Origin of the sequence: Stenotrophomonas rhizophila (genome assembly GCF_020857975.1) — a bacterium.
Lineage (GTDB): Bacteria > Pseudomonadota > Gammaproteobacteria > Xanthomonadales > Xanthomonadaceae > Stenotrophomonas > Stenotrophomonas rhizophila_C.
Genome location: NZ_JACWUO010000002.1, coordinates 44,438 through 70,812 on the forward strand (window position 1 = coordinate 44,438; position 26,375 = coordinate 70,812).

At 69.3% G+C, this 26,375-nt stretch carries 21 protein-coding genes, 2 tRNA genes and 1 pseudogene; 14 read left to right on the plus strand and 10 right to left on the minus strand.

Annotated elements, in window-relative coordinates; all coding sequences use genetic code 11:
• Positions 1-10 precede the first annotated feature (10 nt).
• The 4 genes from mutL to IC535_RS02165 form a co-directional block, all read right to left on the minus strand.
• A complete protein-coding gene (mutL, locus tag IC535_RS02150; protein ID WP_228884454.1) occupies positions 11-1,861 on the minus strand; it encodes a DNA mismatch repair endonuclease MutL in 1,851 nt (616 codons plus the stop codon).
• A 293-nt stretch (positions 1,862-2,154) separates the two neighbouring features.
• Positions 2,155-3,717, minus strand: coding sequence for an N-acetylmuramoyl-L-alanine amidase (locus tag IC535_RS02155; protein WP_228884453.1), 1,563 nt, complete (start codon positions 3,715-3,717; stop codon positions 2,155-2,157).
• Positions 3,718-3,799: 82 nt separating this feature from the next.
• Entirely contained in the window at positions 3,800-4,282 is a 483-nt protein-coding gene (gene tsaE, locus IC535_RS02160; protein ID WP_228884452.1) for a tRNA (adenosine(37)-N6)-threonylcarbamoyltransferase complex ATPase subunit type 1 TsaE, read from the minus strand.
• Positions 4,283-4,284: 2 nt separating this feature from the next.
• A complete protein-coding gene (locus IC535_RS02165) occupies positions 4,285-5,763 on the minus strand; it encodes an NAD(P)H-hydrate dehydratase (RefSeq protein WP_228884451.1) in 1,479 nt (492 codons plus the stop codon).
• Between the two features lie 23 nt (positions 5,764-5,786).
• Here IC535_RS02165 and queG point away from each other — a divergent pair, with 23 nt between their 5' ends.
• Complete coding sequence (gene queG, locus IC535_RS02170) at positions 5,787-6,872, plus strand: tRNA epoxyqueuosine(34) reductase QueG (protein WP_228884450.1); 1,086 nt, start codon at positions 5,787-5,789, stop codon at positions 6,870-6,872.
• 48 nt (positions 6,873-6,920) lie between these two features.
• Positions 6,921-8,267, plus strand: a complete 1,347-nt coding sequence (xseA, locus tag IC535_RS02175) for an exodeoxyribonuclease VII large subunit (RefSeq protein ID WP_228884449.1) — start codon at positions 6,921-6,923, stop codon at positions 8,265-8,267.
• Positions 8,268-8,516: 249 nt separating this feature from the next.
• Here the strand turns inward: xseA and IC535_RS02180 are convergent, their stop codons facing one another.
• Entirely contained in the window at positions 8,517-9,419 is a 903-nt protein-coding gene (locus tag IC535_RS02180; protein ID WP_228884448.1) for a M48 family metallopeptidase, read from the minus strand.
• 99 nt (positions 9,420-9,518) lie between these two features.
• Entirely contained in the window at positions 9,519-11,396 is a 1,878-nt protein-coding gene (locus tag IC535_RS02185; RefSeq protein WP_228958647.1) for a formylglycine-generating enzyme family protein, read from the minus strand.
• A gap of 195 nt (positions 11,397-11,591) precedes the next feature.
• Between IC535_RS02185 and rnd the strand changes: the two genes are divergently transcribed.
• From rnd to IC535_RS02200, 3 genes are all read left to right on the plus strand, one after another.
• Positions 11,592-12,671, plus strand: a complete 1,080-nt coding sequence (gene rnd, locus IC535_RS02190) for a ribonuclease D (protein ID WP_228884446.1) — start codon at positions 11,592-11,594, stop codon at positions 12,669-12,671.
• A 186-nt stretch (positions 12,672-12,857) separates the two neighbouring features.
• Positions 12,858-13,370 carry a hypothetical protein gene (locus IC535_RS02195; protein ID WP_228884445.1) on the plus strand — a complete coding sequence of 171 codons (513 nt, stop codon included), beginning with the start codon at positions 12,858-12,860 and terminating at the stop codon, positions 13,368-13,370.
• A 232-nt stretch (positions 13,371-13,602) separates the two neighbouring features.
• Positions 13,603-14,778 (plus strand): serine hydrolase domain-containing protein, encoded by a 1,176-nt coding sequence (locus IC535_RS02200; protein WP_228884444.1) that lies wholly within the window; start codon positions 13,603-13,605, stop codon positions 14,776-14,778.
• 101 nt (positions 14,779-14,879) lie between these two features.
• Here the strand turns inward: IC535_RS02200 and IC535_RS02205 are convergent.
• Positions 14,880-17,147: pseudogene (locus IC535_RS02205) on the minus strand (TonB-dependent receptor); the annotation flags it as partial.
• A gap of 379 nt (positions 17,148-17,526) precedes the next feature.
• Between IC535_RS02205 and IC535_RS02210 the strand changes: the two are divergent.
• The 4 genes from IC535_RS02210 (at position 17,527) to IC535_RS02225 (ending at position 20,383) form a co-directional block, all read left to right on the plus strand.
• Positions 17,527-17,964: a hypothetical protein gene (locus IC535_RS02210; RefSeq protein WP_228884442.1), complete on the plus strand. Its 438-nt coding sequence runs from the start codon at positions 17,527-17,529 to the stop codon at positions 17,962-17,964.
• 105 nt (positions 17,965-18,069) lie between these two features.
• Positions 18,070-19,389 carry an acetamidase/formamidase family protein gene (locus IC535_RS02215; RefSeq protein ID WP_228884441.1) on the plus strand — a complete coding sequence of 440 codons (1,320 nt, stop codon included), beginning with the start codon at positions 18,070-18,072 and terminating at the stop codon, positions 19,387-19,389.
• Positions 19,390-19,481: 92 nt separating this feature from the next.
• Positions 19,482-19,557, plus strand: a tRNA-Ala gene (locus tag IC535_RS02220).
• A 274-nt stretch (positions 19,558-19,831) separates the two neighbouring features.
• Complete coding sequence (locus IC535_RS02225) at positions 19,832-20,383, plus strand: DUF3011 domain-containing protein (RefSeq protein WP_228884440.1); 552 nt, start codon at positions 19,832-19,834, stop codon at positions 20,381-20,383.
• 54 nt (positions 20,384-20,437) lie between these two features.
• Here IC535_RS02225 and IC535_RS02230 read toward each other — a convergent pair whose 3' ends face one another.
• Positions 20,438-20,602, minus strand: a complete 165-nt coding sequence (locus tag IC535_RS02230) for a hypothetical protein (RefSeq protein ID WP_228884439.1) — start codon at positions 20,600-20,602, stop codon at positions 20,438-20,440.
• Between the two features lie 212 nt (positions 20,603-20,814).
• Here IC535_RS02230 and IC535_RS02235 point away from each other — a divergent pair, with 212 nt between their 5' ends.
• Entirely contained in the window at positions 20,815-21,213 is a 399-nt protein-coding gene (locus IC535_RS02235; protein ID WP_228884438.1) for a hypothetical protein, read from the plus strand.
• Here IC535_RS02235 and IC535_RS02240 read toward each other — a convergent pair.
• On the minus strand, positions 21,203-22,024 hold the full coding sequence (locus IC535_RS02240) for an AraC family transcriptional regulator (protein WP_228884437.1): 822 nt from the start codon (positions 22,022-22,024) through the stop codon (positions 21,203-21,205). The two genes, IC535_RS02235 and IC535_RS02240, sit on opposite strands and share 11 nt — an antisense overlap.
• A gap of 78 nt (positions 22,025-22,102) precedes the next feature.
• Between IC535_RS02240 and IC535_RS02245 the strand changes: the two genes are divergently transcribed.
• The 4 genes from IC535_RS02245 (at position 22,103) to IC535_RS02260 (ending at position 24,877) form a co-directional block, all read left to right on the plus strand.
• On the plus strand, positions 22,103-23,278 hold the full coding sequence (locus IC535_RS02245) for a YbfB/YjiJ family MFS transporter (RefSeq protein WP_228884436.1): 1,176 nt from the start codon (positions 22,103-22,105) through the stop codon (positions 23,276-23,278).
• Positions 23,279-23,464: 186 nt separating this feature from the next.
• Positions 23,465-23,540: transfer RNA gene (locus IC535_RS02250), tRNA-Phe, on the plus strand.
• 288 nt (positions 23,541-23,828) lie between these two features.
• A complete protein-coding gene (locus tag IC535_RS02255; RefSeq protein ID WP_228884435.1) occupies positions 23,829-24,245 on the plus strand; it encodes a DUF1579 family protein in 417 nt (138 codons plus the stop codon).
• A 92-nt stretch (positions 24,246-24,337) separates the two neighbouring features.
• Positions 24,338-24,877, plus strand: a complete 540-nt coding sequence (locus IC535_RS02260) for a lipocalin family protein (RefSeq protein ID WP_228884434.1) — start codon at positions 24,338-24,340, stop codon at positions 24,875-24,877.
• An 18-nt stretch (positions 24,878-24,895) separates the two neighbouring features.
• On the opposite strand, the gene IC535_RS02265 is transcribed toward IC535_RS02260, so the two are convergent.
• Positions 24,896-26,350 (minus strand): amidohydrolase, encoded by a 1,455-nt coding sequence (locus tag IC535_RS02265; protein ID WP_228884433.1) that lies wholly within the window; start codon positions 26,348-26,350, stop codon positions 24,896-24,898.
• Positions 26,351-26,375 lie beyond the last annotated feature (25 nt).

Genomic DNA, 26,375 nt, shown 5'->3' on the forward strand with positions numbered 1-26,375 from the left:
CCCTTTCCCCTCAACGTCCGCGCAGGAACCAGCGGTCGATTTCCGCCAGCGAAAAACGTGCCCAGGTCGGCCGCCCGTGGTTGCACTGCCCCGAGCGCTCGGTGGTCTCCATGTCGCGCAGCAGCGCGTTCATTTCCGGCACGGTCAACCGCCGGTTGGCGCGCACCGCGCCGTGGCAGGCCATGGTCGACAACAGTTCGTCGCGCGCGCTGGCGATGCGCCGGCTCTGGCCGTGTTCGCGCAGGTCGGTCAACACATCGCGCAGCAGGCCTTCCGGTTCGGCATTGGCCAGCAGCGCCGGAATGCTGCGCACATGCAGCGAACCGGGGCCGGAACGGGTGATTTCAAAGCCCAGCGCGGTCAGCGTATCGGCTTCGCGCTCGGCGGTATCGGCATCGCGCTCGCCCACCGCCAGGGTGATGGGCACCAGCAGCGGCTGCGCATGCAGGCCCATGCCGTCGTGGGCGGTCTTGAGCCGTTCGTAGCCGATGCGTTCGTGCGCGGCGTGCATGTCCACCACGATCAGCCCTTCGGCGTTTTCGGCCAGGATGTAGATGCCGTGCAGCTGCGCCACCGCGTAGCCCAGCGGCGGCACGCCGCTGTCGGCGGCGGTGGCCGGCAAGCCGTTCTGGCTGGGCATCGGCGGCAGCCCGGCCGACATCCCTGCCGCCGCCGGCGCGGCGTACAGCGCCGCATACGCCGCCGGTGCATCGGCCACCTGCAGGCCCAGCGGCGACTGCTGCGGGCGCCACGACGCCGGCATGCCGCCACCACCGGCGAGCGCATAGCCGCTGCCGGCCAGGCGCTGGCCGGCCTCGCCCGCCGGCACCGCCTGCGCATCGGCACTGCCGGCGGTGGCGGTCATCCCGGCGCGGGTTTCGGCCAGGGCCTCCTTGAGCGTGCGGTAGACGAAATCATGGATCAGCCGCGCATCGCGGAAGCGCACTTCGTGCTTGGCCGGATGCACGTTGACGTCGACCCGGGTCGGGTCCAGTTCCAGGAACAGCACGTACGCCGGCTGGCGGCCATGGAACAGCACGTCGGCATAGGCCATCTTCACCGCGTGGGCGACGCTGCGGTCGCGCACCGAACGGCCGTTGACGTACAGGTACTGTTGGTCGGTGCTGGCCCGCGAATAATGCGGCTGCGCGATCCAACCATGCAGGCGCAGGCCGGCACCGCTGTGGTCCACGCGCAAGGCCTGCGCGGCGAAATCCTCGCCCAGGGTCTCGCCCAGGCGCGCATCGGAATACAGGTCGCCGGGCTTGTAGCGGCGCGACGGCTTGCCGTTGTGCGACACCCGCAGTTCCACGTCCGGGCGCGCCAGCGCCAGCGAGCGCAGCCACTCTTCGATATGGCCCAGCTCGGTGCGTTCGGCGCGCAGGAACTTGCGCCGTGCCGGCACGTTGTAGAACAGCTCGCGCACTTCCACCGTGGTACCCGGCGCATGCGCGCGCGGGGTCACCTGGCCGAGCTTGCCGCCTTCGATCTGCAGCGCCGAACCATGTTCGTCGCCGGGACGGCGCGAGGCCAGGGTGAAGCGGCTGACCGAGGCGATCGACGGCAGGGCTTCGCCGCGGAACCCCAGCGTGGCCACCGCTTCGAGGTCGTCCAGGCTGGCGATCTTGCTGGTAGCATGCCGCGATACCGCCAGCGCCAGTTCTTCCGGGGCGATGCCGCCGCCGTCGTCGCGGATGCGGATCAACCGCACCCCGCCCTCTTCCAGGTCGATGTCCACGCGCGTGGCACCGGCATCGAGCGCATTCTCGACCAACTCCTTGACCACCGAGGCCGGGCGCTCGACCACTTCGCCGGCGGCGATCTGGTTGATCAGGATCTCGGGCAGCTGGCGGATGCTCATGCGCGCCTCCGGCAACGGAGGAACACAGGGCTGGAAGCGAGGGAGAATCGGGCGGTCGACATCATCCGGGGATGATAGCGTAGGTCCGAGCCATGCCCGGGCAGCGCGGCGCTGGAAAGGGCAGGTCCGAGCCATGCTCGGACAACGCAGCGTCGGAAAGGGTAGGCCCGAGCCATGCTCGGACAACGCAGCGTCGGAAAGGGTAGGCCCGAGCCATGCTCGGACAACGCAGCGTCGGAAGGGAGAGCATCCGACCATCGGCCGGATCCAAGCAAATAATCCGCTTCGGCGGATTATTTGCTGCCGCCGGCCACCGTGCTGGCCGCGTCGATTTCGACCTGCGCGCGGGCAGCGTACAGCGTGCCCGGCGGCGGCTGGCGGCTGAAGAAGGTATGCACGCCATCGAGCACCGCGCCGGCGATCTGGCGCTGGTAGGCCGGGTCGATCAGGCGGCGCTCTTCGTCCGGGTTGGAGATGAAGGCCGTTTCCACCAGCATCGCCGGCATGTCCGAGGTGCGCAGCACCGCGAAGTTGGCGCGTTCGATGTTCGGCTTGTGGTTCTTGCCGATCCGCTTCAACCCACCCAGCACATGCCCGGCGGCGTCTTCGGAGGCCTTCATGTAACCGCTCTGGGCCAGGTCCAGCAGCACGTTGGCCAAGGTGCCCTCGGTCTGCTGCAGGCGCACGCCACCGACCAGGTCGGCGGCGTTTTCCTTGTCGGCCAGCCAGCGCGCACGCTGCGAGGAGGCGCCCTTGGTCGACAGCACATACACCGACGAACCGGTGGCAGCGCGGTTCTCGGCGGCGTCGGCGTGGATCGAGATGAAGATGTCGGCCTTGGCCGCCCGCGCCTTCTGCGCGCGCATCGGCAGCGGAATGAACACGTCGGTATCGCGGGTGAGGTAGGCCTTCAGGCCGGGCGTGGCATTGACCTGACGCGCCAGTTCGCGCGCCACTGCCAGGGTGATGTCTTTTTCGCGCTTGCCGGTCGGGCCGACCGCGCCGGGATCCTGGCCGCCGTGGCCGGGATCGATCGCCACCACCAGTTGGCGCATGCCCGCACGCATCTTGATCCGCGACGCCTCGCTGGGCATCACCGGGCGCGGCGGCTCGGCCGTAGCGACCGGCACCGGGGTCGGTGCAGGCACCACCACGGCGGTGGCCTGCCCGGCCAGGATCGCGGCGGGCGATGCGGCATTGCCGGCAGCGGCCACGTTGGCGGTAGTCGTTGCCGCCGGGGTGGCCGGGGCCGGCACCGGCGCGGCAGCCGTGGCGCTGGCCTGCTGGCGCACCGAGGCGGTCAGCAGCGCGGTCGCCCGCGCGGCATCGCTGCGCGCCTGGGCGGCTTCGGCCGGGGTCGGAGCGGAGGGACGGGGAGTCGCGGCAGGCGCCGCGGTGGTCGCGGCCGGCGTGGCTGCCGGCGCAGCGGGCGCCGCCGCCGTGCTGGCCACGCTCGTCGGGGCATCGCCCGGCCATTCGATCACCAGCCTGGAATCATTGCCCTGCTTGAGCATCTGCGGTTTGAACGGCGCCACCGACTCGGCCAGGTCGAATACCACCCGGAACGTGCCCGGCACCGGCTGGCCGGTACGCACCGCAGTGACCACGCCCTTGGGCGCCGGCAGCTTGAGGTTGCGCACGGCACTGGAGTCGGGGAAATCCACCACCAGGCGGTTCGGGCCGGCCAGCGACAGCGTCTTGTAACCGCCGCTGCCGGACAGCGCGATCTCGGCGCGGGTACCGGTGGCACCGGTCTCCAGTGCGACCTGGCGGACTTCACCGGCCCACGCCAAGGCGCTCGCCAGACAGAGTCCGACGGCGGCGCAGATGGCAGTGAGCGGTTTCCCCAGTTGCATAGGTCAGGATTCAATCACCGCCCTGAACGAAATGCAACACCTTTTCCCTTAATAATCCGTAACCTGCCGGTCCTTCCTAGTGTCAGCCGACAGATATGGTCTGCAAGTCGCCCCCTTGCGGCAGCCGGGCGAGCCATTCGCGACCCGCGTCGCTAGCTGCAGTGAGACGCACGCGGCGCCCCTGACCCTCGATCTCCAAGGCCACGATCAGGTCGCTGGGCGGCAACGCGCCGGCCCCACGCTCAGGCCATTCGACCAGCCACAGCGAGGCGGTGCCCTCATCCAGGCCAAGGAAATCCAGCTCTTCGGCCTGGCCGATGCGGTACAGGTCCAGGTGCCACGCTTCCTGCCCATCGGCCAGCGGATAGCGTTCGACCAGGGTGTAGGTCGGGCTGCGGATCGCGCCCTGCACGCCCAGCGCGCGCAGCAGCGCGCGGGCCAGGGTGGACTTGCCCGCGCCCAGGTCGCCCCGCAGCTGCATCACCGCCTGTGGCGGGCGGGTGGCGGCCAGCCATTGCCCCAGCAGGTCGGTGTCTTCGCTCTGGGCCAGGAAAAACTCGATCATGTTCAACGGTCCGGATTGACCAGCCGGCGCAGCGGCACCAGCAGGTCGGTGGGAAGCAGGCCGCGCTGGCCCTGGCTGGCGGCGGCATCGCCGGCCAGTCCGTGCAGCAGCGCCCCGGTGCTGGCCGCCGTGAAGGCGTCCAGGCCTTGCGCGCGCAGGGCGGCAATGATGCCGGTCAACAGGTCGCCCATGCCACCCACGGCCATGCCGGGGTTGCCGGCGGCAATCACCCGCGGCGTTGCCTGCGGTGCGGCAATGACGGTGCCGGCGCCCTTGAGCACCACCATCGCATGGAAACGTTCGGCCAGCGCCTGCGCGGCGGCATAGCGGTCGGCCTGCACCTGGGCGGTGGTGGTCTGCAGCAGGCGCGCCGCTTCGCCCGGATGCGGGGTGAGGATCGCATCGTGCAGCGGCTGGGCATCCCGTGCCAGCAGGTTCAACGCATCGGCATCGACCACCAGCGGTTTGCCGCTGTCCCGTACCAGCCGCCACAGTTCATGCGCCCAGTCGTCCTGGCCCAGCCCCGGGCCGACCGCGACCACCCCGGCGCGCGGCAGCAGTGCGCGCAGGTCCTGGGCATCGCTGACCGCATGCACCATCGCCTCGGGCAGGCGCGCCAGCAATGGCGCCACATGCGCGGCCTGGGTCGCCACGCTGACCAGCCCGGCACCGGCGCGCAATACCGCTTCGCTGGCCAGCAGCACCGCGCCACCGCTGCCGGTGTTGCCGCCCACGCACAGCACGTGGCCGGACTCGCCCTTGTGGGTATTGGCCCGGCGCGGCGGCAGCGCCGCGCGCAGCTGCGCCGGCTGCCACAGCTGCGCACTGGCGGTGACCGCGGCCGCAGCCGCATCGGGCAGTACCAACCCGGCCAACTCGCGGTCGCCGGCATGCTCCAGCGCCGCGCCGGTATACAGGCCCTGGTGGCGCACGATGAACTGCACGGTGACACTGGCGCGCACCGCCACGCCCGGCACCGCGCCACGGTCGGCATCCACGCCGCTGGGCACGTCCAGCGCCAGCACCGGGATGCCGGCCTGGTTGACCGCCTCGATCAGGCCCTGCGCAGCGGCGCCGGGCGCGCGGTTCAGGCCCAGGCCGTACAGCGCGTCCACCAGCACGTCGGCATCGGGCAAGCTGGTGTCGAACGCCGCCACACTGCCGCCGGCGGCGGTAAAGCCGGCCACCGCCCGCTGCGCCAGCGGCGTGGCGGGCGCCGCGTCAGGCAGGCGCAGCACCTGCACCTGCCGGCCGGCCTGGCGCGCCAGACGTGCCAGCACATAGCCATCGCCGCCGTTGTTGCCCGGCCCCACCAGCACGCAGATGCGCTGGGCCTGCGGCCAATGCCGCAGCAGGCACTGCCAGGCGGCCTGGCCGGCCTGCTCCATCAGCGCGGCACCACCATCGCCCAGCAGGGCACTGGCCTGGGCGTCGATCCGGCGCGCGGCAGCGATATCGAACAGTTCAGCGGGCTCGGGCATGCCGGGATTCTATACTTGTCGCCATGTCCGCTGTCCCGCTGCCCGCCCCCGTCAACCTGGCCCGCGCTGCCGAACGCATCGCGGCGATCTCGCGCGCGCACGGTTTCCAGCGCTGCGGCATCTCGGGCATCGACCTGGCCGAGGACGAAGCGCATCTGGCCGACTGGCTGGGCAAGGGCCTGTACGGCACGATGGAATGGATGGCGCGCCATGGCACGCTGCGCGCGCGCCCGGCCGAACTGCTGCCCGGTACCGTGCGGGTGATTTCGGTGGGCATGGACTACGGCCACAAGGACGATGCGCAGGCCTGGGACACCCTGCACGATGGCGACCGCGCCTATGTCGCGCGCTATGCGCTGGGCCGCGATTACCACAAGCTGATCCGCAACCGCCTGCAGAAATGCGCCGATGCCATCGCCGCGGAGATCGGCCCGTTCGGCTACCGCGTGTTCGTCGATTCGGCACCGGTGCTGGAACGTGCGCTGGCGCGCAACGCCGGGCTGGGTTGGATCGGCAAGCACACCTGCCTGATCGACAAGCAGGGCGGTTCATGGTTCTTCCTGGGCGAGATCTACATCGACCTGCCATTGCCGGTGGATACCCCGGCCAGCGCGCATTGCGGCACCTGCACCCGCTGCATCGATGTGTGCCCGACCCAGGCCATCATCGGCCCGCAGCGGCTGGATGCGCGCCGCTGCATTTCCTACCTGACCATCGAACACGACGGCGCCATTCCCGAAGCGCTGCGTCCGCTGATCGGCAACCGCATCTACGGCTGCGACGACTGCCAGCTGGTGTGCCCGTGGAACAAGTTCGCCCGGCGCACCGACGAGCCGGATTTCCGCGCCCGCAACGACCTGGACACCGCCTCGCTGGCACAGCTGTTCGCCTGGGACGAAGACGAATTCCTGCGCCGCACCGAAGGCAGCCCGATCCGCCGCAGCGGCCACGAACGCTGGCTGCGCAACATCGCCGTGGCGCTGGGCAATGCACCGGGCCACGCCGACACGCTGGCCGCCCTGCATGCGCGCCGCGCCCATCCTTCGGCGATCGTGCGCGAACACGTGGAATGGGCGCTGCAGCAGCACGCCGGGCGCGGCGCGCGGTGAAGACGCTTGTGCGACCATGGGCGTCCGTTCGTACCGTTTGACCCGTCCATGGACCGCAGCGCGCAGATTCTCACGCCCAGCCAGCTCAACATCCTGGCCCGCGACCTGCTGGAAGGCGCCTTCCCGCTGATCTGGGTCGAGGCCGAGCTGGGCAGCGTGACCCGCCCGGCATCGGGGCATATGTACTTCACGCTCAAGGACGCCCGTTCGCAGATCCGCGCGGCCCTGTTCAAACCCAAGAGCCAGTGGCTGAAGTTCATCCCGCGCGAAGGCATGCGCGTGCTGGCGCGTGGCCGGCTGACCCTGTACGAGGCGCGCGGCGAGTACCAGCTGGTGCTGGACCACATGGAAGAAGCCGGCGAAGGCGCGCTGCGCCGGGCCTATGAGCAGCTCAAGGCACGGCTGGAAGCGGAGGGCCTGTTCGCGCCCGAACGCAAGCGCGCCCTGCCCGCCCACGTGCGCCGCCTGGCGGTGATCACCTCGCCCACCGGCGCGGCCGTGCGCGACGTGCTCAGCGTGCTGCAGCGGCGCTTCCCGCTGCTGGAAGTAGACCTGCTGCCCAGCCTGGTACAAGGCGACAGCGCCGCCGCGCAGATCACCGCCCTGCTGCGCAGCGCCGATGCCAGCGGCCGCTACGATGTGATCCTGCTGACCCGCGGTGGCGGGTCGATGGAAGACCTGTGGGCGTTCAACGACGAACAGCTGGCGCGCGCGATCGCCGCCAGCCAGACCCCGGTGGTCTCGGCGGTAGGCCACGAAACCGACTTCAGCCTGGCCGACTTCGCCGCCGACCTGCGCGCGCCCACTCCCTCGGTCGCCGCCGAACTGCTGGTGCCCGACCAGCGCGATCTGCTCCAACATGTGCGCCGCCTGGACGCGCGCCTGGCGCAGTTGCAACGGCACGGCCTGGGCCAGGCCATGCAGCGCGCCGACCGCGCCCTGCTGCGGTTGAACGCGCACAGCCCGCATGCCCGCCTGCAATTGCTGCAGCGGCGCCAGCAGGACCTGGGCCGGCGCCTGTCGGCGCTGTGGCAACGACAGCACGAGCGCCGCCTGGCGCAGCTGCGCCACGCCGCGGTGGCGCTGCGCAACGGCCACCCGCAGCGCCGCCTGGACGCACTGCGCGAGCGCCTGCAGCGCCTGCAGCCACGTGCCGAGGCGGCCATCGCCCGCCAACTGCAGGGCGACAGCCTGCGCCTGCGCGCGCTGGCGCGCTCGATGGAAGCGGTCAGCCCACTGGCCACCGTCGCCCGCGGCTACGCCATCCTGACCCGCGACGACGACGGCAGCCTGGTGCGCTCACCGCTGCAGGTGCGGCCCGGCGATACGCTCAAGGCGCGCGTGCAGGACGGCGAGATCGCCGTCACGGTCAGCGACCCGAACCAGCCCAGCTAGGTTGCCGTAGAGCCGGGCTCTGCCCGGCTGCGGTTGTGGTTGTGGTTTCGTTGGACGTTGACGATGATCGCGAAGCGGAAGAAGCACGGCAACGGCAGCCGGGCAGAGCCCGGCGCTACGGGCAGAGGTTGCATCGGCACCGTCGGCCGCATGGCCGCATCTGCCACAAAGCCGCGTCGGCGCAGCGGCCGCAAAGACCACATCGGCCACACAGCGCCCACATCGGCATTCTTGCCCGCGCGCCCTCGCTCAGCCGCCCGCGCTTTCGCAGAACTTCTGCCGGTACTCCATCGCCTTGGGCATCAAGGCCTGCAGGTTCTGGATGCGCGTGCCCGGATTGGGATGGGTCGAAGAGAACTCCGGCGGCGCCTGCCCGCCACTGGCCTGCCCCATCCGCTCCCACAGCGGCACCGCCTCGCGCGGGTCGAAACACGCCGCCGCCGCCAGCATCAACCCCACCTCGTCGGCCTGGGTCTCATGGCTGCGCGCGTACGGCAGAAGGTAGCCATAGCCCATCGCCGACATCATCATCTGTTGCTGCTGCGGGTCCATCCCGCTGGCCGCGCCGGCCATCTGCCCGATCTGGGTCAGCTTCTGCTGTGCCATGCGCTGGGCGCCATGGCGCAGCAGTGCATGGGCGATCTCATGGCCCATCACCACCGCCATCGCATCCATGGTGCGCGCCACCGGGATCAGCCCGGTATACACCGCCATCTTGCCGCCGGGCAGGCAGAACGCATTGGCCTGTTCGGACGGGATCACATTGACCTCCCACTCGAAATCGCGCGCGAAGTGCGCCGGCTTCAGGCCATGCTCCTGCGCCAGCGCGGTTTCCACCACGTCCACCTTGGCGATCAGCCGCTGCGCGATGGCGCGGATGTCGCGCGACTGCGGTGCATTGGGATCCAGTGGCCGCTCCTGCGCCAGGATCTCCTGGTAGGCCTGCAGGCCCAGCGCCTTCTCCTGGCTGGCGTCCAGCGAACTGTCGATCAGCACCCGCTCGCCGGTATACGGGTCCACCGCACGGTTGGAAAACCAGTAGTACGCCGCATAGCCGGCAAAGGCCAGCAGCACCCACCAGCGGATGTTGCCGAACAACCCCGGCCGCCGGGCCCGGCCCTGTTGCTGACCGCCGAATGGATCGTTGCGCATGTTGCAGATTCCTGGCAGGACCGGCGCACCCTGGCCGGCACGGCGCCATCTTAGTGGGTGCGGTGTGATTTGGGGTGACGGCCGCCGGCCGCGCCCGGCTCAGATCCCGCGCACCAGCCGGAAGCCGATCCGCGCGCTGGTGGTGTCCGAATCCTGCGATTGCCGCCATGCCGCGCGGGTCTGCTCGGGGGCATTGGCCCAGTTGCCGCCGCGGATCACCCGCTGCCGGCAGCCCGGGTTGAACCAGGCCGCGCCGTCGGCCGGGGCGCGCCGGTAGCTGGCATGCCAACAGTCGGCCACCCACTCGCTGAGGTTGCCGGACACATCGTGCAGGCCCCAGGCGTTGGGCGCGAAACTGCCCACCGGGGCCGGCCCCCACCAGCCATCGCCGTAACCGACAAAGGCATTGAACCAGCGCCGTCCGGACGGGGAAACATCGTCGCCCCCGGTGAAGTTGCCCGACTGCGGCGGCGGCGTGCCGGCATCGCCCCAGGGGTAGCGGCCGCTGCTGCCGGCGCGCAGGGCGTACTCGAACTCGGCCTCGCTGGGCAGCCGGTAGGAACGCCCGGTCTGCTCGGACAGCCAGATCGCATAGTGCTCGGCATCGCGCACGCTGACGTGCATCACCGGCGCGGTCGCCAGGGCCGGCGCGCCGTTGTAGTCCGAACGCCAATCCACCCCGCTGTGGCGCACGAAATTGCCGCTGCGTTCGTCGTACACGATCGAATGGCCGCGCCGGGTCGCGCGTGGCCGGGCCTTGCTGGTTTCCACATAGCGACGGAAATCGGCCACGGTGACTTCGGTGATCGTCATCGCAAAGCCGCGCTCGAACCGCACGTAGTGCGCGGGCTTTTCCGCATCGCTGGCACCGGGCTCGGCCTCCCCGGCGCCCATCTGGAAGCCACCGTGCGGCACCACGATCATCTGCGGGCCGCGCCCGCCATCGCGCAGCGCATCGCTGAACACCTGGCGCGGGCGGAAACTGCCGTAGTGGGTGACCAGTTCAATGCGCTCGCGCAGCTGGCCCACCACCGGGTCGCCCGGCAGGGCGATGCGCAGCGCGTCCTCGAGCTTCTCGCGCGCCGGCTTGAGCCCCTGCGGCGTGGCCAGGTCGCGCAGGCCCTCATCGCGCAGGCGGGCCAGCGTATCGGCGCGGATCCGCTCGATGCGCTCGAAGGCATCGGCGATGGTGATCGACGAATCGCGCACCTTGGCCGCCTCGGCCAGCCAGGTGCCGGCACTGGCGAAATCGGTAGTGCGCGCGGCGTTCTCGGCGCGCCGGATCAACGCGCTCTCGGCCGCGGCCAGGCCCTGGCGGGCGCGGCCATTGTCCGGGTCCAGGGCCAGCGCCTCGCGGAAGTTGCCAATGGCGCCATCGCCGTCCTCGCCGATCCGGTCGGCACGCAGATCGTCCTCACCGGCGCGGTTGTAGGCGATGGCACGCTGGGCGAGCTCCACCCGCGACTGCAGCTGGCGCACCTGCGCATCGTCGGGGGCGATGGCCAGCAGCACCAGCGCCATCTCGCTGGCCTGGGCCACCGCCTGGCGCTGTTTCAGCGGCCGCTCCAGCAGTGCCGAAGTTTCCTCGAGCAGGCGCTGCCGGGCGCGCTTGAGCCCGGCCTGGGCCTGGCGGTCCTTGCCATCGCGCTGCAGCAGCGCCAACCACAATGGAATGGCCGATCCGGCATCGGCATACAGCCGCCCCTGCTCGAACGCCTGGGCGGCATCGCGGCGCGCCTGCGCCACCGCGTCGTCGGCGATCTCCACCCGCGGCGGCTGCCACTGCTGCACGGTCTCGGCGGCATCCTCGCCGCCGATGGTCACCTGCGCGGCCACCGCATTGTTCCTGGCCTCGGCCTTGGCCGGGCTTGCCGCGGCCGGCTGCACCGGCGCGGCCGCTGGCGGCGATGGCGAACAGGCCGCCAGCAGGGCGGTCAGCGTGGCCAGCAACAACAGGCGGGGGCCGGGGGTAGGCAATGGGGCTCCTTGCGGTGTGACATGGGCAGGCATCGATCCGGCCTGGCTGCCGGCCGCACGAAGGCGGCACCGCCGGCTGCCAGGCCAGCCCCCGCAGCGCAGCGGGGCGAGGTGTTCATCATAACGGCGCGCCGCGCCGCTGCGGCGCGCTATCCTCCCCCACCTGAGCAAACTCCTGCCGTAATCGGAACCCACGTGGCCTATTGGATCAAAACCCCGGCGGAACTGGACGCGCGCTACCGCCAGCGCCCCACCCGGATCGGGCTGGACACCGAATTCATCCGCGAACGCACCTACTGGCCGCAGCTGGCCCTGGTGCAGATGGCGGTCGGCGATGAAATCCTGCTGATCGACCCGCTGATCCCCGGCATGACCCAGGCGCTGGCGCCCTGGCTGGCCGATACCGGCATCCTCAAGATCATGCACAGCGCCAGCGAAGACCTGGTCACCTTCAAGGTCGCCTGCGGCGTGCTGCCGCGGCCGCTGTTCGACACCCAGATCGGCGCCTCGCTGGCCGGCATCGGCGGTGGCATGGGCTACCAGAAACTGGTCACCGCGATCACCGGGGTCACCCTGGCCAAGGGCGAAACCCGCTCGGACTGGATGCGCCGGCCGCTGTCGGAGGCGCAGCTGGAGTACGCCGCCGATGACGTGGAATACCTGTTCACGCTGCACGACACCATCGATGCGCGGCTGGGCGAACTGGACCGCCGCCAATGGCTGCACGACGATGCCGAACGCCTGCTGGCCAGCGTCGAACACGACGAGGACCGTTGGCCGCACGTGGCGATGCGCTCGGCGCAGTTCATGGACGGCCCGGCGCAGATGCGCCTGCTGCGCCTGCTGCGCTGGCGCGATGTACAGGCCCGTGCCAGCGACAAGCCGCGCAGCTGGGTGCTGGACAACGAACTGGCCGCAGCGCTGGCACGCACGCCGCCGGCCGATGCGCAGGCGCTGGACCGACTGATGGAAGGCTTCCCCAAGGCCCCGCGCAAGCTGGCCAGCCAGGTCTGGCAGGCGCTGGTGACCCCGTTGGACGACGAGGCCGACGCACCGCTGGCGCTGCCGGCCAACGACAGCAACAAGCAGGCGCTCAAGCGGCTGCAGGATGCGGTCAGCGCGCGCACCGCCGAACTGGGCCTGCCCGACGGCGTCCTGGCCTCGCGCAAGCACCTGGAAAGCTATCTGGAAAGCCGCCAGTGGCCGACCGCACTGGCGGGTTGGCGTCAGGCGCAGCTGGAACCGATCCTGTCGGCGCTGTTGCCTGCGGCATAAGCGCACCGGTGCCCGCCGCCTCAGCGGCGCGGTGGGCACCGAACTGCATCCGTTCCTCAACGATGGTTGCAAGCAACACGCTGCCAGACGCGGCCGGCCCAGTCCCACAAGCTCTGGACCTGCCAACGCTTCGCAACGCCTGGCACCACCCTATACTGGCGCTTCCCTCCCCATACGGTGCGCTACATGTCTCCAGAACAGCCGCGATGCCGGCTGCTGCGGCTGCTGATGGTGCCGATGCTGGTGGTGTTGCACAGTACGGCCGCTGCCGAGCCCGCCGATGAGCGCGCCGACACCATGCCGGTCAACAGCTGCGCGCCTGATCCGTACAGCTGTCCAGACTGGATGCCCTCGCAGGCGCAGATGCGCAGCGTCATCGCCGACTATTTCTGCGAACGGGTGGACAACGGCCTGATCGTCCCGGCAGCGCCAGGCCACGCAGCCGCCGAATCCTCATCACTGTCCTGCGCGGCACTGAACCCCGAGGTGGGCGGAAACTTCGTCTGTGGCGGAGAACTCCGTTTCATCCACGCCGACGGCAGCAGCAAGGGCATTACCTTCAGCCCTACCCTGCACTACACCGACGACGGCCGCATCGCCTTCTACCAGGGCGACGATGACGCAGGCGAAGAAATCTGGCATGTGCCGGCAGCGCGGAGCACCTCGCGCTACTGCAGCGCGCCACCGTCCCGCCCCTGATCAGCCTGGAAAACAAGGCTGCAGCGCAATTCTGTACGTACGCCAACGCGCCCACCGGCAGGTGCCGTCTGCATGACTGCAGACACATTCGGTCTGTACAAGGTCCATGCAAGAGTGAGTCGCAATCAACGCAAAACGCCTACCACAGGCGCGCTGCGGACACTGCCCTCCGCAGGACCGATGCCGTTGGCGCAGGTCCTGCCCACGCTGCTGCGCAAGGACTCCCATGCACATGATCACCTCCCCACGGACCGCAGCTTCCTCCCACTCCACGCCGCGCGGCATGCGCCGGTGGCTGGGCATTTCCCTCCTACTGCTGGCCGCCAATGCCGGCGCCGCCGACGGTCTGCAGGCGCGGATCGCGCAGGCCATGCAAGGCACCACCACACCGGCAATGGGCGTATTGGTGATCCGCGATGGCAAGGTCGCCGAGCAGGCGGTCAGCGGCCTGCGCCGCAGCGATAGCAAGACCGCGGTCACGCGCGATGACCGGTGGATGATCGGCTCCACCGGCAAGCCGATCACCGTGGCGATGATCGCGCGCCTGGTCGAACAGGGCGTGCTGAAATGGGATACCCCGCTGTCCACGCTGCTGCCGGAGCTGTCGGCGCAGATGCGCCCGGAGTACCGCAACGTCACCCTGGTGCAGTTGCTGTCGCACCGCGCCGGCCTGCCGGAAAACCTCACCGATGCTGCCGCATTGGATGCGTTCTTCACCGACACCCGCCCGCTGCCGGTGCAGCGCGAGGCCTACATCAAGGCCGCCTTGGCCGAAGCGCCGGTACATGCGCCGGGCACCGAATTCGCCTACAGCAACAGCGGCTTTCTGATCGCGGCAGTGATCGCCGAGCGCGCCACCGGCAAGGACGTGGAAACGCTGATGCAGCGCGAAGTGTTCCAGCCGCTGGGCATGACCGGTGCCGGCTTCGGCCCCACCACCGGCAACCAGCCGCTGGGCCACCGCGCCGGCAAGCCGGTCACCACCGCCCCGCGCAAGGCCGATGACGGGGTGCCCCCGATCTACACCGCCGCCGGCAACCTGCACATGCGCCTGCAGGACCTGGCGCTGTTCGCCATCGACCAGTTGGCCGGCAGCAAGGGCAAGGGCAAGCTGTTGAGCCCGGCCTCGTACGCGCTGATGCAGACTGCACAGCCGGGCAGTGGTTCGGGGCTGGACTGGGGCGTGCAGCCGTCGATCGCCGGCCGCCAGGGCCCGGTGCTGGTGCATGGTGGTTCCGACGGCAACTGGCTGGCCTGGGTAGTGCTGTTCCCCGGCCAGAACAATGGCGTGATCGCGATTGCCAATGCCGCCGAGGACATGGGCGCCGACCAGGCCACCATGGGCGTACTGGGCGGCCTGTTCGCCGAGCTGGCCCCGGCTGCCGCACCGGCCGCGCCGGGCAAGTAACCCGCGGCGGCAGATACGACAACGCCCTGCACAGGCAGGGCGTTGTCGGTACTCGCCATCCCCGGCCGGCACCGCGGCTGCGGTACCGGCCGGGGATGTGATTACTGCCAGTTGAGATTGAGCGACACGCCCACGGTGCGCGGCTCGTTGTACACCGCGGCCATGTAGTTCTCGATCACGCCCTTGAGGTTCTTCTCATTGGTGATGTTGCGCGCGAACAGCGCCACTTCCCAGGCACCGTAGTTGCCCGAATAGCCCAGTTTCAGGCCGCCTTCGAAGCTGCCCTTGGAGTTGAACTCGGCCGAGTCGTACAGCACGAAGCTGGTATAGCCCTGTTTGTTCCAGTCGGTGGACACGAAGAACACATCGCTGTCGTTGACCGGCACGTCGTAGCGCGCGGCCAGGTTGATGTTGTACTTGGGCGCGTTCGGCAGCGGGTTGCCGTTGATCTGGGCGAAGGTGTTGGCGCCGACCTTGATGGTCGGGTCGTTCACCGTGCACACCACCGCGCCGTTCAGCGCGCAGACCTGCGCGTAGACGCGGCTGTCCTGGATCTCGCTGTGCAGCAGGCTGATGCCGGCGCTCAGGGCCAGGTTCGGGATCGGACGCAGTTCCATGTCCGCTTCCAGGCCGTAGGCCTTGGCCTTGTCGGCGTTGAACAGCACCCCGTTGCCGTCCGAATCGTTGCCGTTGAGCTGGATGTCGTTGACCACGTAGGTGAATGCGGCGGCATTCAGGCGCAGGCGGTTGTCCCACAGGCTGCTCTTGATGCCCGCTTCCCAGGACAGGATGGTTTCCGAATCGGCGGTGGTGAAATCGGCGTTGAACACCGCCGAACGGCCCTGGATGGTCGGGCCGCGGAAGCCGCGGGCCACGCGCGCATACACGCTGAACTGCGCGTTGAACGCATACATCGCGCTCAGGTCCCAGCTCGGGGTGGTATCGGACATTTCCACGTCGGTGCGACCCTTGTAGGTCACCACCCCGGCGGCGGTATCGGCGGTCTTGAGCAGGCGGGTGTGCTTCTCATCGCGGGTCTGGCGCAGGCCGGCGGTCAGGGTGAACTTGTCGGTGACGTCATAGCTGACCTGGCCGAAACCGGCCCAGGAGGTATTGACGTTGCGCAGCCGCACCCAGTTGTTCGGGTTGCGCGCATTGCCCTGCAGGAACCAGGCGCGCTGGTAGAAATCGGTGGTGTCGCGGCCGTCGAAGTAGAACGCGCCGACCTGCCACTTCAGGCGGTTGTCATCGCCATTGGCCAGGCGGATTTCCTGGGTCCACTGGTCCAGGTCGCGGATCTGGCCCATCGACTGGCCAAAGCCGTTGGCCACGCCATTGACCGGGAAGTTGGCCGCCGCGCCACCGTCGGTATCGCCGCGGCTGTAGCCGGAGGTGGTTTCGTAGGCGGTGATCGAGGTCAGCGAGAGGTCGCCGAAGTCATAGACCGCCTTCACCGAGCCGCCGTAGGTCTTGTAGGCCTGCGGGTTGTTGTCGGCCTCATCGTAGGCCACCCGGTCGCGCGGCGCGTCGGTCTTGTTGGAGCCGCGGGTCACCGCGTTGCGCAGGAACAGAGTCGAGGTGCCCTCGTAATCGCGCGCATGCGCCGAGGCCAGCAGCGAGAAGTTCTCGCTGGGCTGCAGCAGCAGCTGGGCGCGCACGTTGCGGTCGTCGAAGCCGCCCATCGCGTTCTTCTTCGGCGACACCGTGCCATCGGCGCTGGGGCCGGCGTAGGTGTTGTCGACATAGTCATCGCGATGCTGGTACAGCGCCGATACGCGGAAGGAGGCGATGTCGTTGATCGCCCCGCCCACGCCACCGTCGATGGCCACGCTGCCGTAGCTGCCATAGCTGGCCTGCACGCGGCCGTTGTAGTCCTGGCTGGGCTTGATGGTGTCGAACTTGACGATGCCGGCGGTGGTGTTGCGGCCGAACAGCGTGCCCTGCGGGCCGCGCAGCACTTCGATCTGGTCCACGTCATAGACCGGGTTGGACTTGAGCACCACGTGCTCGAGCACCACGTCGTCCTGGATGATCGACACCGGCTGGGAGGCGCCCAGGTAGAAGTCGATGTTGCCCAAACCACGGATGTAGAAGCGCGGGAAGATGCGCCCGGTGGTGGTCTCGGCGTAGAAACTGGGCACCTTGCCCGACAGCGCCAGCAGGGTGTCGTCGCCGCCGGCGGTGTAGTCGCGGATCTTCTCGCCCTGCACCACGCCGACCGAGACCGGCACTTCCTGCAGGTTGCGCTCGCGGTGGTCGGCGGTGACGGTGATCGCGTCCAGCGCGGTCGGCGAGGCGTCCTGCGCCAGCGCGGCACCGGCCGGGCCGAGCAGCGCGGCGGCGGCGCAGGCCAGCGCCAGTGCATGGCGGCGCGGCAGCGCGCGGGAGTGACGGGACGGCATCGACACGGGGGTGTTGCGATTGGCAGGCATGCAGGGTCTCGGGGAGTACTGAACTGGGTGGCGTGCGGCGCACGCGGATGAACAACGGCAGCACCGCTGGTTGCGCAGCGATGCAGCACGTTATGTCGTGGATGTTGCAGGTTGGTTGCAGGGCGCTGCGGGGGACGGCCGTCCATCCCCTGCCCTGACCTGATGGCTATGCCGCCGGAAGTCGTGGCGCGGATTATGCCTGCCCTGCCGTCTGCCCGGAAGAGAGCAATGCGTCGCGCACTTGAGCCCGGCCGTCATCGCATCGACAATGCCTGCGGGCACGCTGCGCTGCCCGTTGCCAGCACAAGGAGCCCACGTGCGCCGTATTACCGGTTTGCTGTTGCTTGCCGCCCTCAGCGGCTGCACCACCCTCACCCCTGCCCCGTGGACCGACGCTGCCGATGCAGTGCGCGCGGCCAACGTCGAGCCGGCCAGGCCCATTGCCGGCACCTTCGTGATGACCGTGCAGGCCATTGGCGGCGAGCGCGACCGGATCTTCCTCAATTCCGAACGCGACTATCGCAACCAGAACTGCCTGACCGTGGTCCTGGCGCCCGGGGTGGCCGAACAACTGGCGCAGCAGCTGGGCGTTGACGTGCCGGCGTTGCTGCACCGCCGGCTCAGTGTCCGTGGCCAGGCCCAGCGGGTGCGCATCCAGTTGAATACCGCCCAGGGCCAGGCAACCGGCAAGTACTACTACCAGACCCATCTGCAGGTCGACGACCCCGCCCAGATCGCCTTCGCCTCGCCCTGAGCCGGCACCGGGCCGCACGCCATCGGGCAGGCCTGCCTTTGGCACTTGCCCGATACGACGATCCGGGCGAGAACGAAGGCCCTGATCCAATCAAGACCGATGCCCATGCTGCGCCGCGCCCTGCTGCCCCTGATGCTGCTGTTGCCTGCTCCGTTCGCGCTGGCCGGCGATGCCCAATGGCTGGTCACCACCGACCTGTGGGGCAACCCCGCCTACCAGTTGCTGACCCTGCCCGACAGCGAAGGCACACTGCGCGGCCGCTTCGATGGCGACCCGCTGCAGGGGCGGCGGCAGGGCGACGCGGTGGACTTCACCGTGACCGGCAACGATGGTGCGGTCTACCGCTTTACCGGCCAGCTGCGCGACGGGCAGCTGCACGGCCAGGCCGACTACCCCGACACCAACACCGCCGGCGCCCGGGCCGAGCACGCCTTCAGCGCGCGTCGCCTGCCCGACCGCCCGGCCGGCGGTGCGCGCCTGCATGCGTTCACCCCCACCAGCTGGTCCAACGAGTTCTCCGCGCACCGCGCGCCGGTGTTGACGCTGTGGCCTGGCGACAGCGTGCAGACCACCACGCTGGATTCGGGCGGGGTGGATGCGCAGGGCAAGACCCGTGCCCTGTTCGGCAACCCGCAGACCGGCCCGTTCTACGTGATGGATGCCGAGCCCGGCGACGTGCTCGCCGTGCACATCAGCAAACTGCGCTTGAACCGCGACTACGCCGACAGCCTGGACAGCATCGTCGGCCGCGCCCTGACCCCGGCCCTGGCCGCCAAGGCCACCGCGCTGGGCAAGCCGGTGCGCTGGCAGCTGGACCGCGAACGCGGGCGCGCCCGACCGCAGCAATCGAGCGGGCGACTGAAGGATTTCTGGGTGCCGGTACAGCCCATGCTCGGCGGGCTGGCAGTCGCCCCGGGCTTTGGCAACCCGCCGATGTCCACCGGCGACACCGGCCGCTACGGCGGCAACATGGACTTCAACGAAGTCCGCGAGGGCGCCACCGTCTACCTGCCGGTGTACCAGCCCGGCGCGCTGCTGTACCTGGGCGATGCGCATGCATTGCAGGGCGACGGAGAGACGTCGCAGTACGCGCTGGAGACCTCGATGGACGTGGAGTTCCGCGTCGAGCTGGTCAAGGCCAGGCCACAATCGGCGCCGCGGGTCGAATCGGCCACCCAGTTGATGGTGCTCGGCCAGGCCGGCTCGCTCGATGACGCCCTGCGCGCGGCCACCGCCGGCATGGCGCAATGGCTGGAGCAGGATTACGGCCTGGACCTGTCCGAGACCGCCCAGGTGATGGGCAGTTCGGTGAAGTTCGTGGTCGCCAACCTGGCCGGGCGCAGCGTCGGGGTGGCCGCCAAGCTGGACAAGGCCCTGCTCGGGCAGATTCCGCGCCGCGCGGCGGCACCGGCGCCGGCACCATGAACGGCCCCCTTGGCACACACCGCCCGGCGGCGCTAGACTAGGCCGGTCCGATCGACGCAGCCAGGCTGCCGCGGCGGATGCTGCACCACCGTGGGGCCATAGCTCAGCTGGGAGAGCGCGTCGTTCGCATCGACGAGGTCAGGAGTTCGATCCTCCTTGGCTCCACCACTTAATTTGAAAAAGCCACCTTCGGGTGGCTTTTTTTTGCCCGGACACCCAGCCGGTCGTTGACCGGCGTACAGCCATCGGTGATACCGGGGTGCACGCTGCGCGGCGGCAGCGCTGCATCGCCTGCACGGCCCGGGAATGTAAACAGTTGTAATCACATTTATTATTGTTTATCCATACGATAAACCCGGAGTTAATCCATAAAGCGCGCCCGGATAATATCCATACGCGACCTCCCTATACTCGCCAGCCCTTCACTCTGATGGCGATGTATATGCACTCCACTGCCCCTGCCCACCCGCGACCTCGCGTCGCCCTCCTGCTGTTCACTCTGCTGCTGGCCATCAGCGCAAACGTGCATGCGCGTGGCGATGATGATGACGACCGGCGTGGGCCGGTGCGCTGCGAATCGCATGCCAACAAGACCGAGCAGTGCCCCATCGATGGCCGCGCCCGCCTGATCCGTCAACTGTCGCTGACCAAGTGCGTGGAAGACGAGAATTGGGGACAGGCGCGCGGTGCGGTCTGGGTAACACGGGGCTGCCGCGCCGAGTTCCTCGCCGAACGGCGGCACGGAGGTGGCTGGCGCGATCGCGACCATGACCGCGATTGGGACCTGGGCCGTGAGGATGGCGCACGCGGCAAGGTGCTCAGCTGCGAATCCTTCAACCTGCGCGAGAAACGTTGCGAGGTCCGCGTACGCCGCGGCGTGCAGCTGGTCAAGCAGAAATCCGCCACGCGCTGCCGCGAAGACCGCAACTGGGGCTGGGACCGCCGCGGCGTGTGGGTCAGCGATGGCTGTCGCGCCGAGTTCCGGGTCTACTGAACCCCACCGGCCCGCAGGCACCCGGCGGACTGCCGAGCGCCCGGACCACCATCCTCACCCCGCGCCGCCATCCTTGCGCGGCGGCCGGCGGGTATTGGCATCGTGGATCTGCTGGTCGGTCTGGCCGGGTCGCTGCTTGGCGGTTTCATCCTGTTTGCGGTCCTGCTGGCTCTCCTGGACGCCTTCGCGCTTGCCCGCCGGTTTGTCGTTGCTAGTCATGATTGGTGCCCTGATTGCGGTACCGCCATGCTGGCATGGCGGCCGTGATGCGCCGGTGGGCACGGCGTGGCCTGCACCTGCCGGCCGCTCCAGCCTGACCACCCGCTTGCCGACGGTACACGCCTTGGGCAGGCCGAAGAACACCTGCACGGTCACCGCATTCCACTTCTGTTGCGGTGGTCAGTAGCGCGGCGCGGGTGCATCATCCGGTGATGACCCCCGTTACTGCCCACCTGCGCCGCCACCTGGCGCGCTACCTGTTGCTGCTGATGTCGGCTACCACCGCGCTGGGCCTGCTGCTCTGGGCCATCGTGCGCACCGAACCAGGCTGCCTGGCCGCGCAAGGCCACTGGTCATCGACGGCCGGCCAGTGCCATACGCGCCTGTGCCTGCTGCAGGGCGACTGCGGGCAGAGCGCCGCGCCCATCACCGGCTGCGCGAAGGTGAAGCGCGGCGACAGCCGCGGGCGCGTGTATTTCCACCTGGGCAATCCGCTGCCCGGTGCCGGCAACGCAGCGCAGTGGCCCGACAGCAAGGCCGGCAACAGCATGATCCTCGCGCGCTTCGAGGACGATCGCCTGGTCAGCCTGGCGTGCCCGGTCACGCCGTAGGGCGTGCGCGCTTCCACTGCAGCGGGCTCATGCCGGTCTCGATGCGGAACATGTAATTGAACGCCGACGCCGACGCATAGCCCAGCTCGTGGGCGATCACGGTGGGCGACCGTCCCTGTGCCAGCCATTCGATCGCGCGCAGCAGGCGCAGGCGGGTACGCCAGGCGCGCACGCCCATGCCGGTGTCGCGTTCGAAATGGCGCGTCAGCGTGCGCGTGGACGCGCCCAGCTGACGCGCCCAGTGGTCCATGTCGTGGCTGTCGCCCGGGTGGTCGTACAAGGCCTGGCACCAGCGCTGCAGGCGCGCGTCCTGCGGCCAGGGCAGATGCCGCGCGTGACGGGGTTGGCGCAGCAGCTGCGCGCCAATCACCGTGCACAGGCTGGCGTGGTAGTGCGCATCATCTTCGGCGCGGATGCCATCCAGTTCGATGATCAACGCGCGCAGCAACGGCGATACCTCCAGCACCACGCAGTGGTCGGGCATGCCGGCGGCAGCGGCGGCAGTCACATACAGGTTGCGGAACGCGGCGTTGCCCAGCGCGCGGGTGTGGTGCAGCGTGCCAGTTGGCACCCACAGCGCCTGCTGCGGGGTGATCACGTAACGCGCGTTGGCCGCGGTCACCTGCAGCACCCCTTCGGTGGCAAAGGCCAGCTGGTTCCAGGCGTGCACATGGGGCGGGAAGTGCTCGCCAGCGGCCATCTGCCGGCTGTGGGTGAGCACCGGCGCGGGCAACCGGCGCAGCGGCGGCACCGCCAGTTCGCGTCCCGGGGCGGTTGCAGGTACGGCTCGGGCTTGGCGGCTGGTCGACATGATGGGGCATTCTATCGAAAGACAGCGCAGGTCGCGGTCGTGGAGGATGGGCCTGCCCCCACCCGCAACCCACCGCCCATGCCCCCTGCCCCGCCCGCCCCCTCCACCCTCCAGCCCTGGCAGGTGATCAGCGCCGGCATCTGCGCCCTGGTGCTCACCGTGGGCCTGGCCCGGTTCGCCTACACCCCGCTGCTGCCGTTGATGCGCGTGGACGCCGGGCTCAGTGCCGCACAGGGCGGCTGGCTGGCCACTTTCAACTACGTCGGCTACCTGCTGGGCACCGCGCTGGTGGCGCGGGTGGGCGATATGCGGCAGAAATTCCGCTTCTACCGGATCGGCCTGCTGCTGGCGGTGGTCGCCACCGCACTGATGGGGCTCACCACCACGCCGTGGCTGTGGAGCCTGCTGCGCCTGCTGGCCGGCCTGTCCAGCACCGCCGGCTTGCTGTTGGCCTCGGGGCTGGTGCTGAACTGGCTGCTGGGCCAGCAGCGGCGGCCGCGGCTGGGGCTGCACTTCGCCGGGCTGGGGCTGGGCATCGTGGTCTCCGGCCTGGCCACCGCCGCGCTGGCCGGCCATGCCGGTTCCAGCGGGCAATGGCTGTGGCTGGGCGCGCTGGGACTGCTGTTTCTGTTGCCGGCCTGGGGCTGGATGCCCGCGCCCACCCCGGCCAGTACCGCACAGGCCGCCGCCGCACCGGCGCCACCGGGCCCGCGCTGGCGCCGGCTGCTGGTGGCCGCCTATTTCTGCGCCGGTTTCGGTTTCGTGGTCAGCGCCACCTTCATCGTCGCCATCCTGGAACAGACCGCCGCGTTCGCCGGGCACGGCAGCGCGGTCTGGGTACTGGTCGGGCTGGCCGCGGTGCCGTCCACCTTCGTCTGGGACCGGCTGGCCGCGCGCATGGGGCTGATCGGCGCATTGATGCTGGCCTTCGCGCTGCAGGCGCTGTCGTTCGTGCTGCCGCTGCTGGGCGACGGCCTGGCCGCCGGGCTGGGCAGCGCGCTGCTGTTCGGGCTGACCTTCGCCGGCATCGTCAGCCTGACCCTGACCGTGGTCGGCCGCCATTACCCGCACAACCCGGCCAAGGCAATGGCCACCCTTACCCTGAGCTACGGCGTGGCCCAGATCGTGGCCCCCGCGCTGGCCGGCACGCTCGCCCGCGACAGCGGCTCCTACCAGGCCTCCCTGCTGCTGGCGGCGATCATGATGGCGATCGGCATCGTGCTGCTGTGGTGCATGCCCAACGACACCCACTGAGCGCCTGGCGCGCTGAACCGATGTTCATGCGCAGCGCAGGCCGGCACGGGCACGCCGACCGGGCAGTTGCGCGCGCGCCAGCGAGGCCTGGCAACAAATGTGAAATTTTTTCCGCGAAAGGCTTGCCGAACCCTGCATACCTCCGTATTATTCGCGTCCTCGCCAGCGGCAACGCAGCGATGAAGTGGCCGAGTAGCTCAGTTGGTAGAGCAGGGGATTGAAAATCCCCGTGTCGGCGGTTCGATTCCGTCCTCGGCCACCATAAATTCAAATGACCTGCAGAAATGCAGGTCATTTTTTTTTGCCTCCTGCCCACGCCAGGGTCGAAGAACAGCAGCCGCGAACGCGGGAAACAAACGCGCTGCAAGACATGTCATGGCCCTACCCTGTGCGGCGGACATCATGCACCGGCTTTGCGTAGCCCATCCCTCCCGCACAGCGTTCAACACGCCATCGCCCACAGAGTTCACCCCCGGCACCGCCTTACGTCGCCAGGCGAGTTGCGCCATCGCCAAGGCATGGGCATCCTCACCCCATGAGCGCGAATCGAATGTCCCGTCTGGGTGTATTCATTGGCACCTGGAACACAACCGGCGAAGTACTCCCGACCGAGGATGCGCCGGCCAGCACGTTGTCGGCGACCGACACCTACCGCTGGCTGCCCGGCAAGCACTTCATCGTGCATGACGTGGACGCACGCTTCAGTGGCAGTCCTGTCCGATCCATGGAAATCATCGGCTTCGACGCTGCAGGCAAGCGGCATTTCGCCCGTTCCTACGACGACCAGGGAACAACCGAGCTGTTCGAGGTGGCACTGAAAGGCAGGCGCTGGACCATCACCGGTGCGTCCGTGCGGTTCAAGGGCGCGTTCAATGCAGATCACAGTGAGCTGACCGGTCTATGGGAACTGAAGGGTAGAAAAGCGGGCTGGCAACCGTGGATACAACTTCGTCTGATCCGCGCCTGACCGTTGCACTCCTCGTCAGGCCATGACGGAAACTTTACATTCCGCCTTCGCCCTGCCCCTAAGCTCGGACCGTCCCGTCCGGAGTGCCGTCGATGCGCCTGCGCAACGCGTGGTTGGTCCTGATTGCCCTGCTCGGCAGCGCGCCGCTGTGGGCGGCCTCACCGGTGACATCGGTCGATACGCTGGACATGGGCCGCTACGCCGGCCAGTGGCATGAGATCGCACACCTGCCGGTGTCGTTCCAGAAGAAGTGCGTCGGCGATATCACCGCTACCTATGCGCTGCGCGCCGAAGGCCGGATCAGCGTGCACAACGCCTGCCGCACCGCCGACGGGGCGCGCATCGCCGCCGAAGGCGTGGCGCGGCCGGTCAAGGGCCAGCCCGGGCGGCTGCAGGTGCGCTTCGCACCGGACTGGCTGGCGTGGCTGCCACTGGTGTGGGCCGACTACTGGGTGATCGCGCTGGACCCGGACTACCAGTGGGCGCTGGTCGGCGACCCGGACCGCAAGTACCTGTGGATCCTGTCGCGCGCGCCCAGCATGGACAGCGCGCTGTTCGCCCGCATCCGGTCACGGGCCGAAGCAATGGGCTACGACCTGGCACCGCTGAAGGTGATGGCACCGCTGGACTGAGCCGGGTGCGCGGCGCCGCTACCGCTTGATCTTGCTGCGATAGTCCAGCGGCGGGTCGGTGCGCTCCAGCAGCGGCGTGTAACGGAAACCGGCACCCCGCCGCTGCTCGAACTCGGCCCTGGCCGCGGACACGGTCTGCGGCGACTGCAGCAGCGCCACCGTGGCCAGTGCCAGCACACGCGCCGCATTGAGTGCACCCTTGTCGCCGATCGGCGCGCCCGAGGCGGCCACCGCCTGCCAGCTGTGCGCTGGCGTGCCCGGTACCCAGGTGGCGGTACTCAGGCCCACCGTGGGGACATTCCAGCTGACATCGCCGACATCGGTCGATGCGCCACCGGCATGGTCGGCGCGGTAAGGCGCCAGCGTCGCCGCCGTGGACAAGGCCGGGCGCCGCTCCAGGCTCTGCTGCAGCTGTTCGGCGAACGCCGTGTCTGCACGGTCGTAGACCACCCCGCCGACCTGCTGCAAGGCCTGCTGCATGACCTGGCCCAGCACGTCATTGGGCAACAGCGAGTACACCCCGCCGGTGGGCTCGAAGCCCACCTCGGTGCCGGTGCCCATCGCCGCGCCGCGCGCGGCCTGCTGCAGGCGGCCGATCACATCGCGCACCACCGCCGGATCGACATGGCGCACGTAGTAGTAAACCTCGGCCGCATCGGGCACCACGTTCGGTGCGGCGCCACCGTCGGTGATCACATAATGGATGCGGGTGCCGTCGGGGACGTGCTCGCGCATCATGTTGGCCATGTGGTCCAGCGCCTCCACCCCATCCAGCGCCGAGCGGCCGCGCTCGGGCGACAGCGCGGCATGCGCGGCGATGCCCTTGAAGCGGAACTTGCCGCTGATGTTGGCCAGGCTGGTGCCCTGCGCGGCGGAGTTCTCCGCCGATGGATGCCAGTGCAGGGCGACATCGACATCGTCGAACAGGCCGGCGCGGGTCATGTACACCTTGCCGCTGCCGCCCTCTTCGGCCGGCGTGCCATAGACCCGGATCTCACCGTCGCTGCCGTTGGCCTTGAGCCACTGCGCCACCGCCTGCGCCGCGCCCACTACCGCCGCACCGAACAGATTGTGCCCGCAGGCCTGGCCGGCATCCTGGCCGGGAATCGGGCTGCGCGTGGGCACGGCGGCCTGGGCCATGCCCGGCAATGCATCCATTTCGGCCAGCAACGCGATCACCGGGCCGTTGCCGCGCCGCCCGTAACGGGCCACGAACGCGGTCGGCATGCCGGCCACGCCGGCCTGGATGCTGAAACCGGCCGCGCGCAGCTCCTGCTGCAACAACGCCGACGAGCGGGTTTCCTGGTAGCCCAGTTCCGGCTGCGCCCACAGCGCGCGTCCGACTTCGGCCTGGCGCGCGGCATAGCCATCCACCGCAGCCAGCACGCTGGGCGGTGCGGCGGCCACCATGCCCGGCAGCAACAACACAGCGCTCGCCAGCACCGACAGCACGCAACAACGGGGCAGCTTCATGGAATTTCCCGGCAAAGGCCGGCAC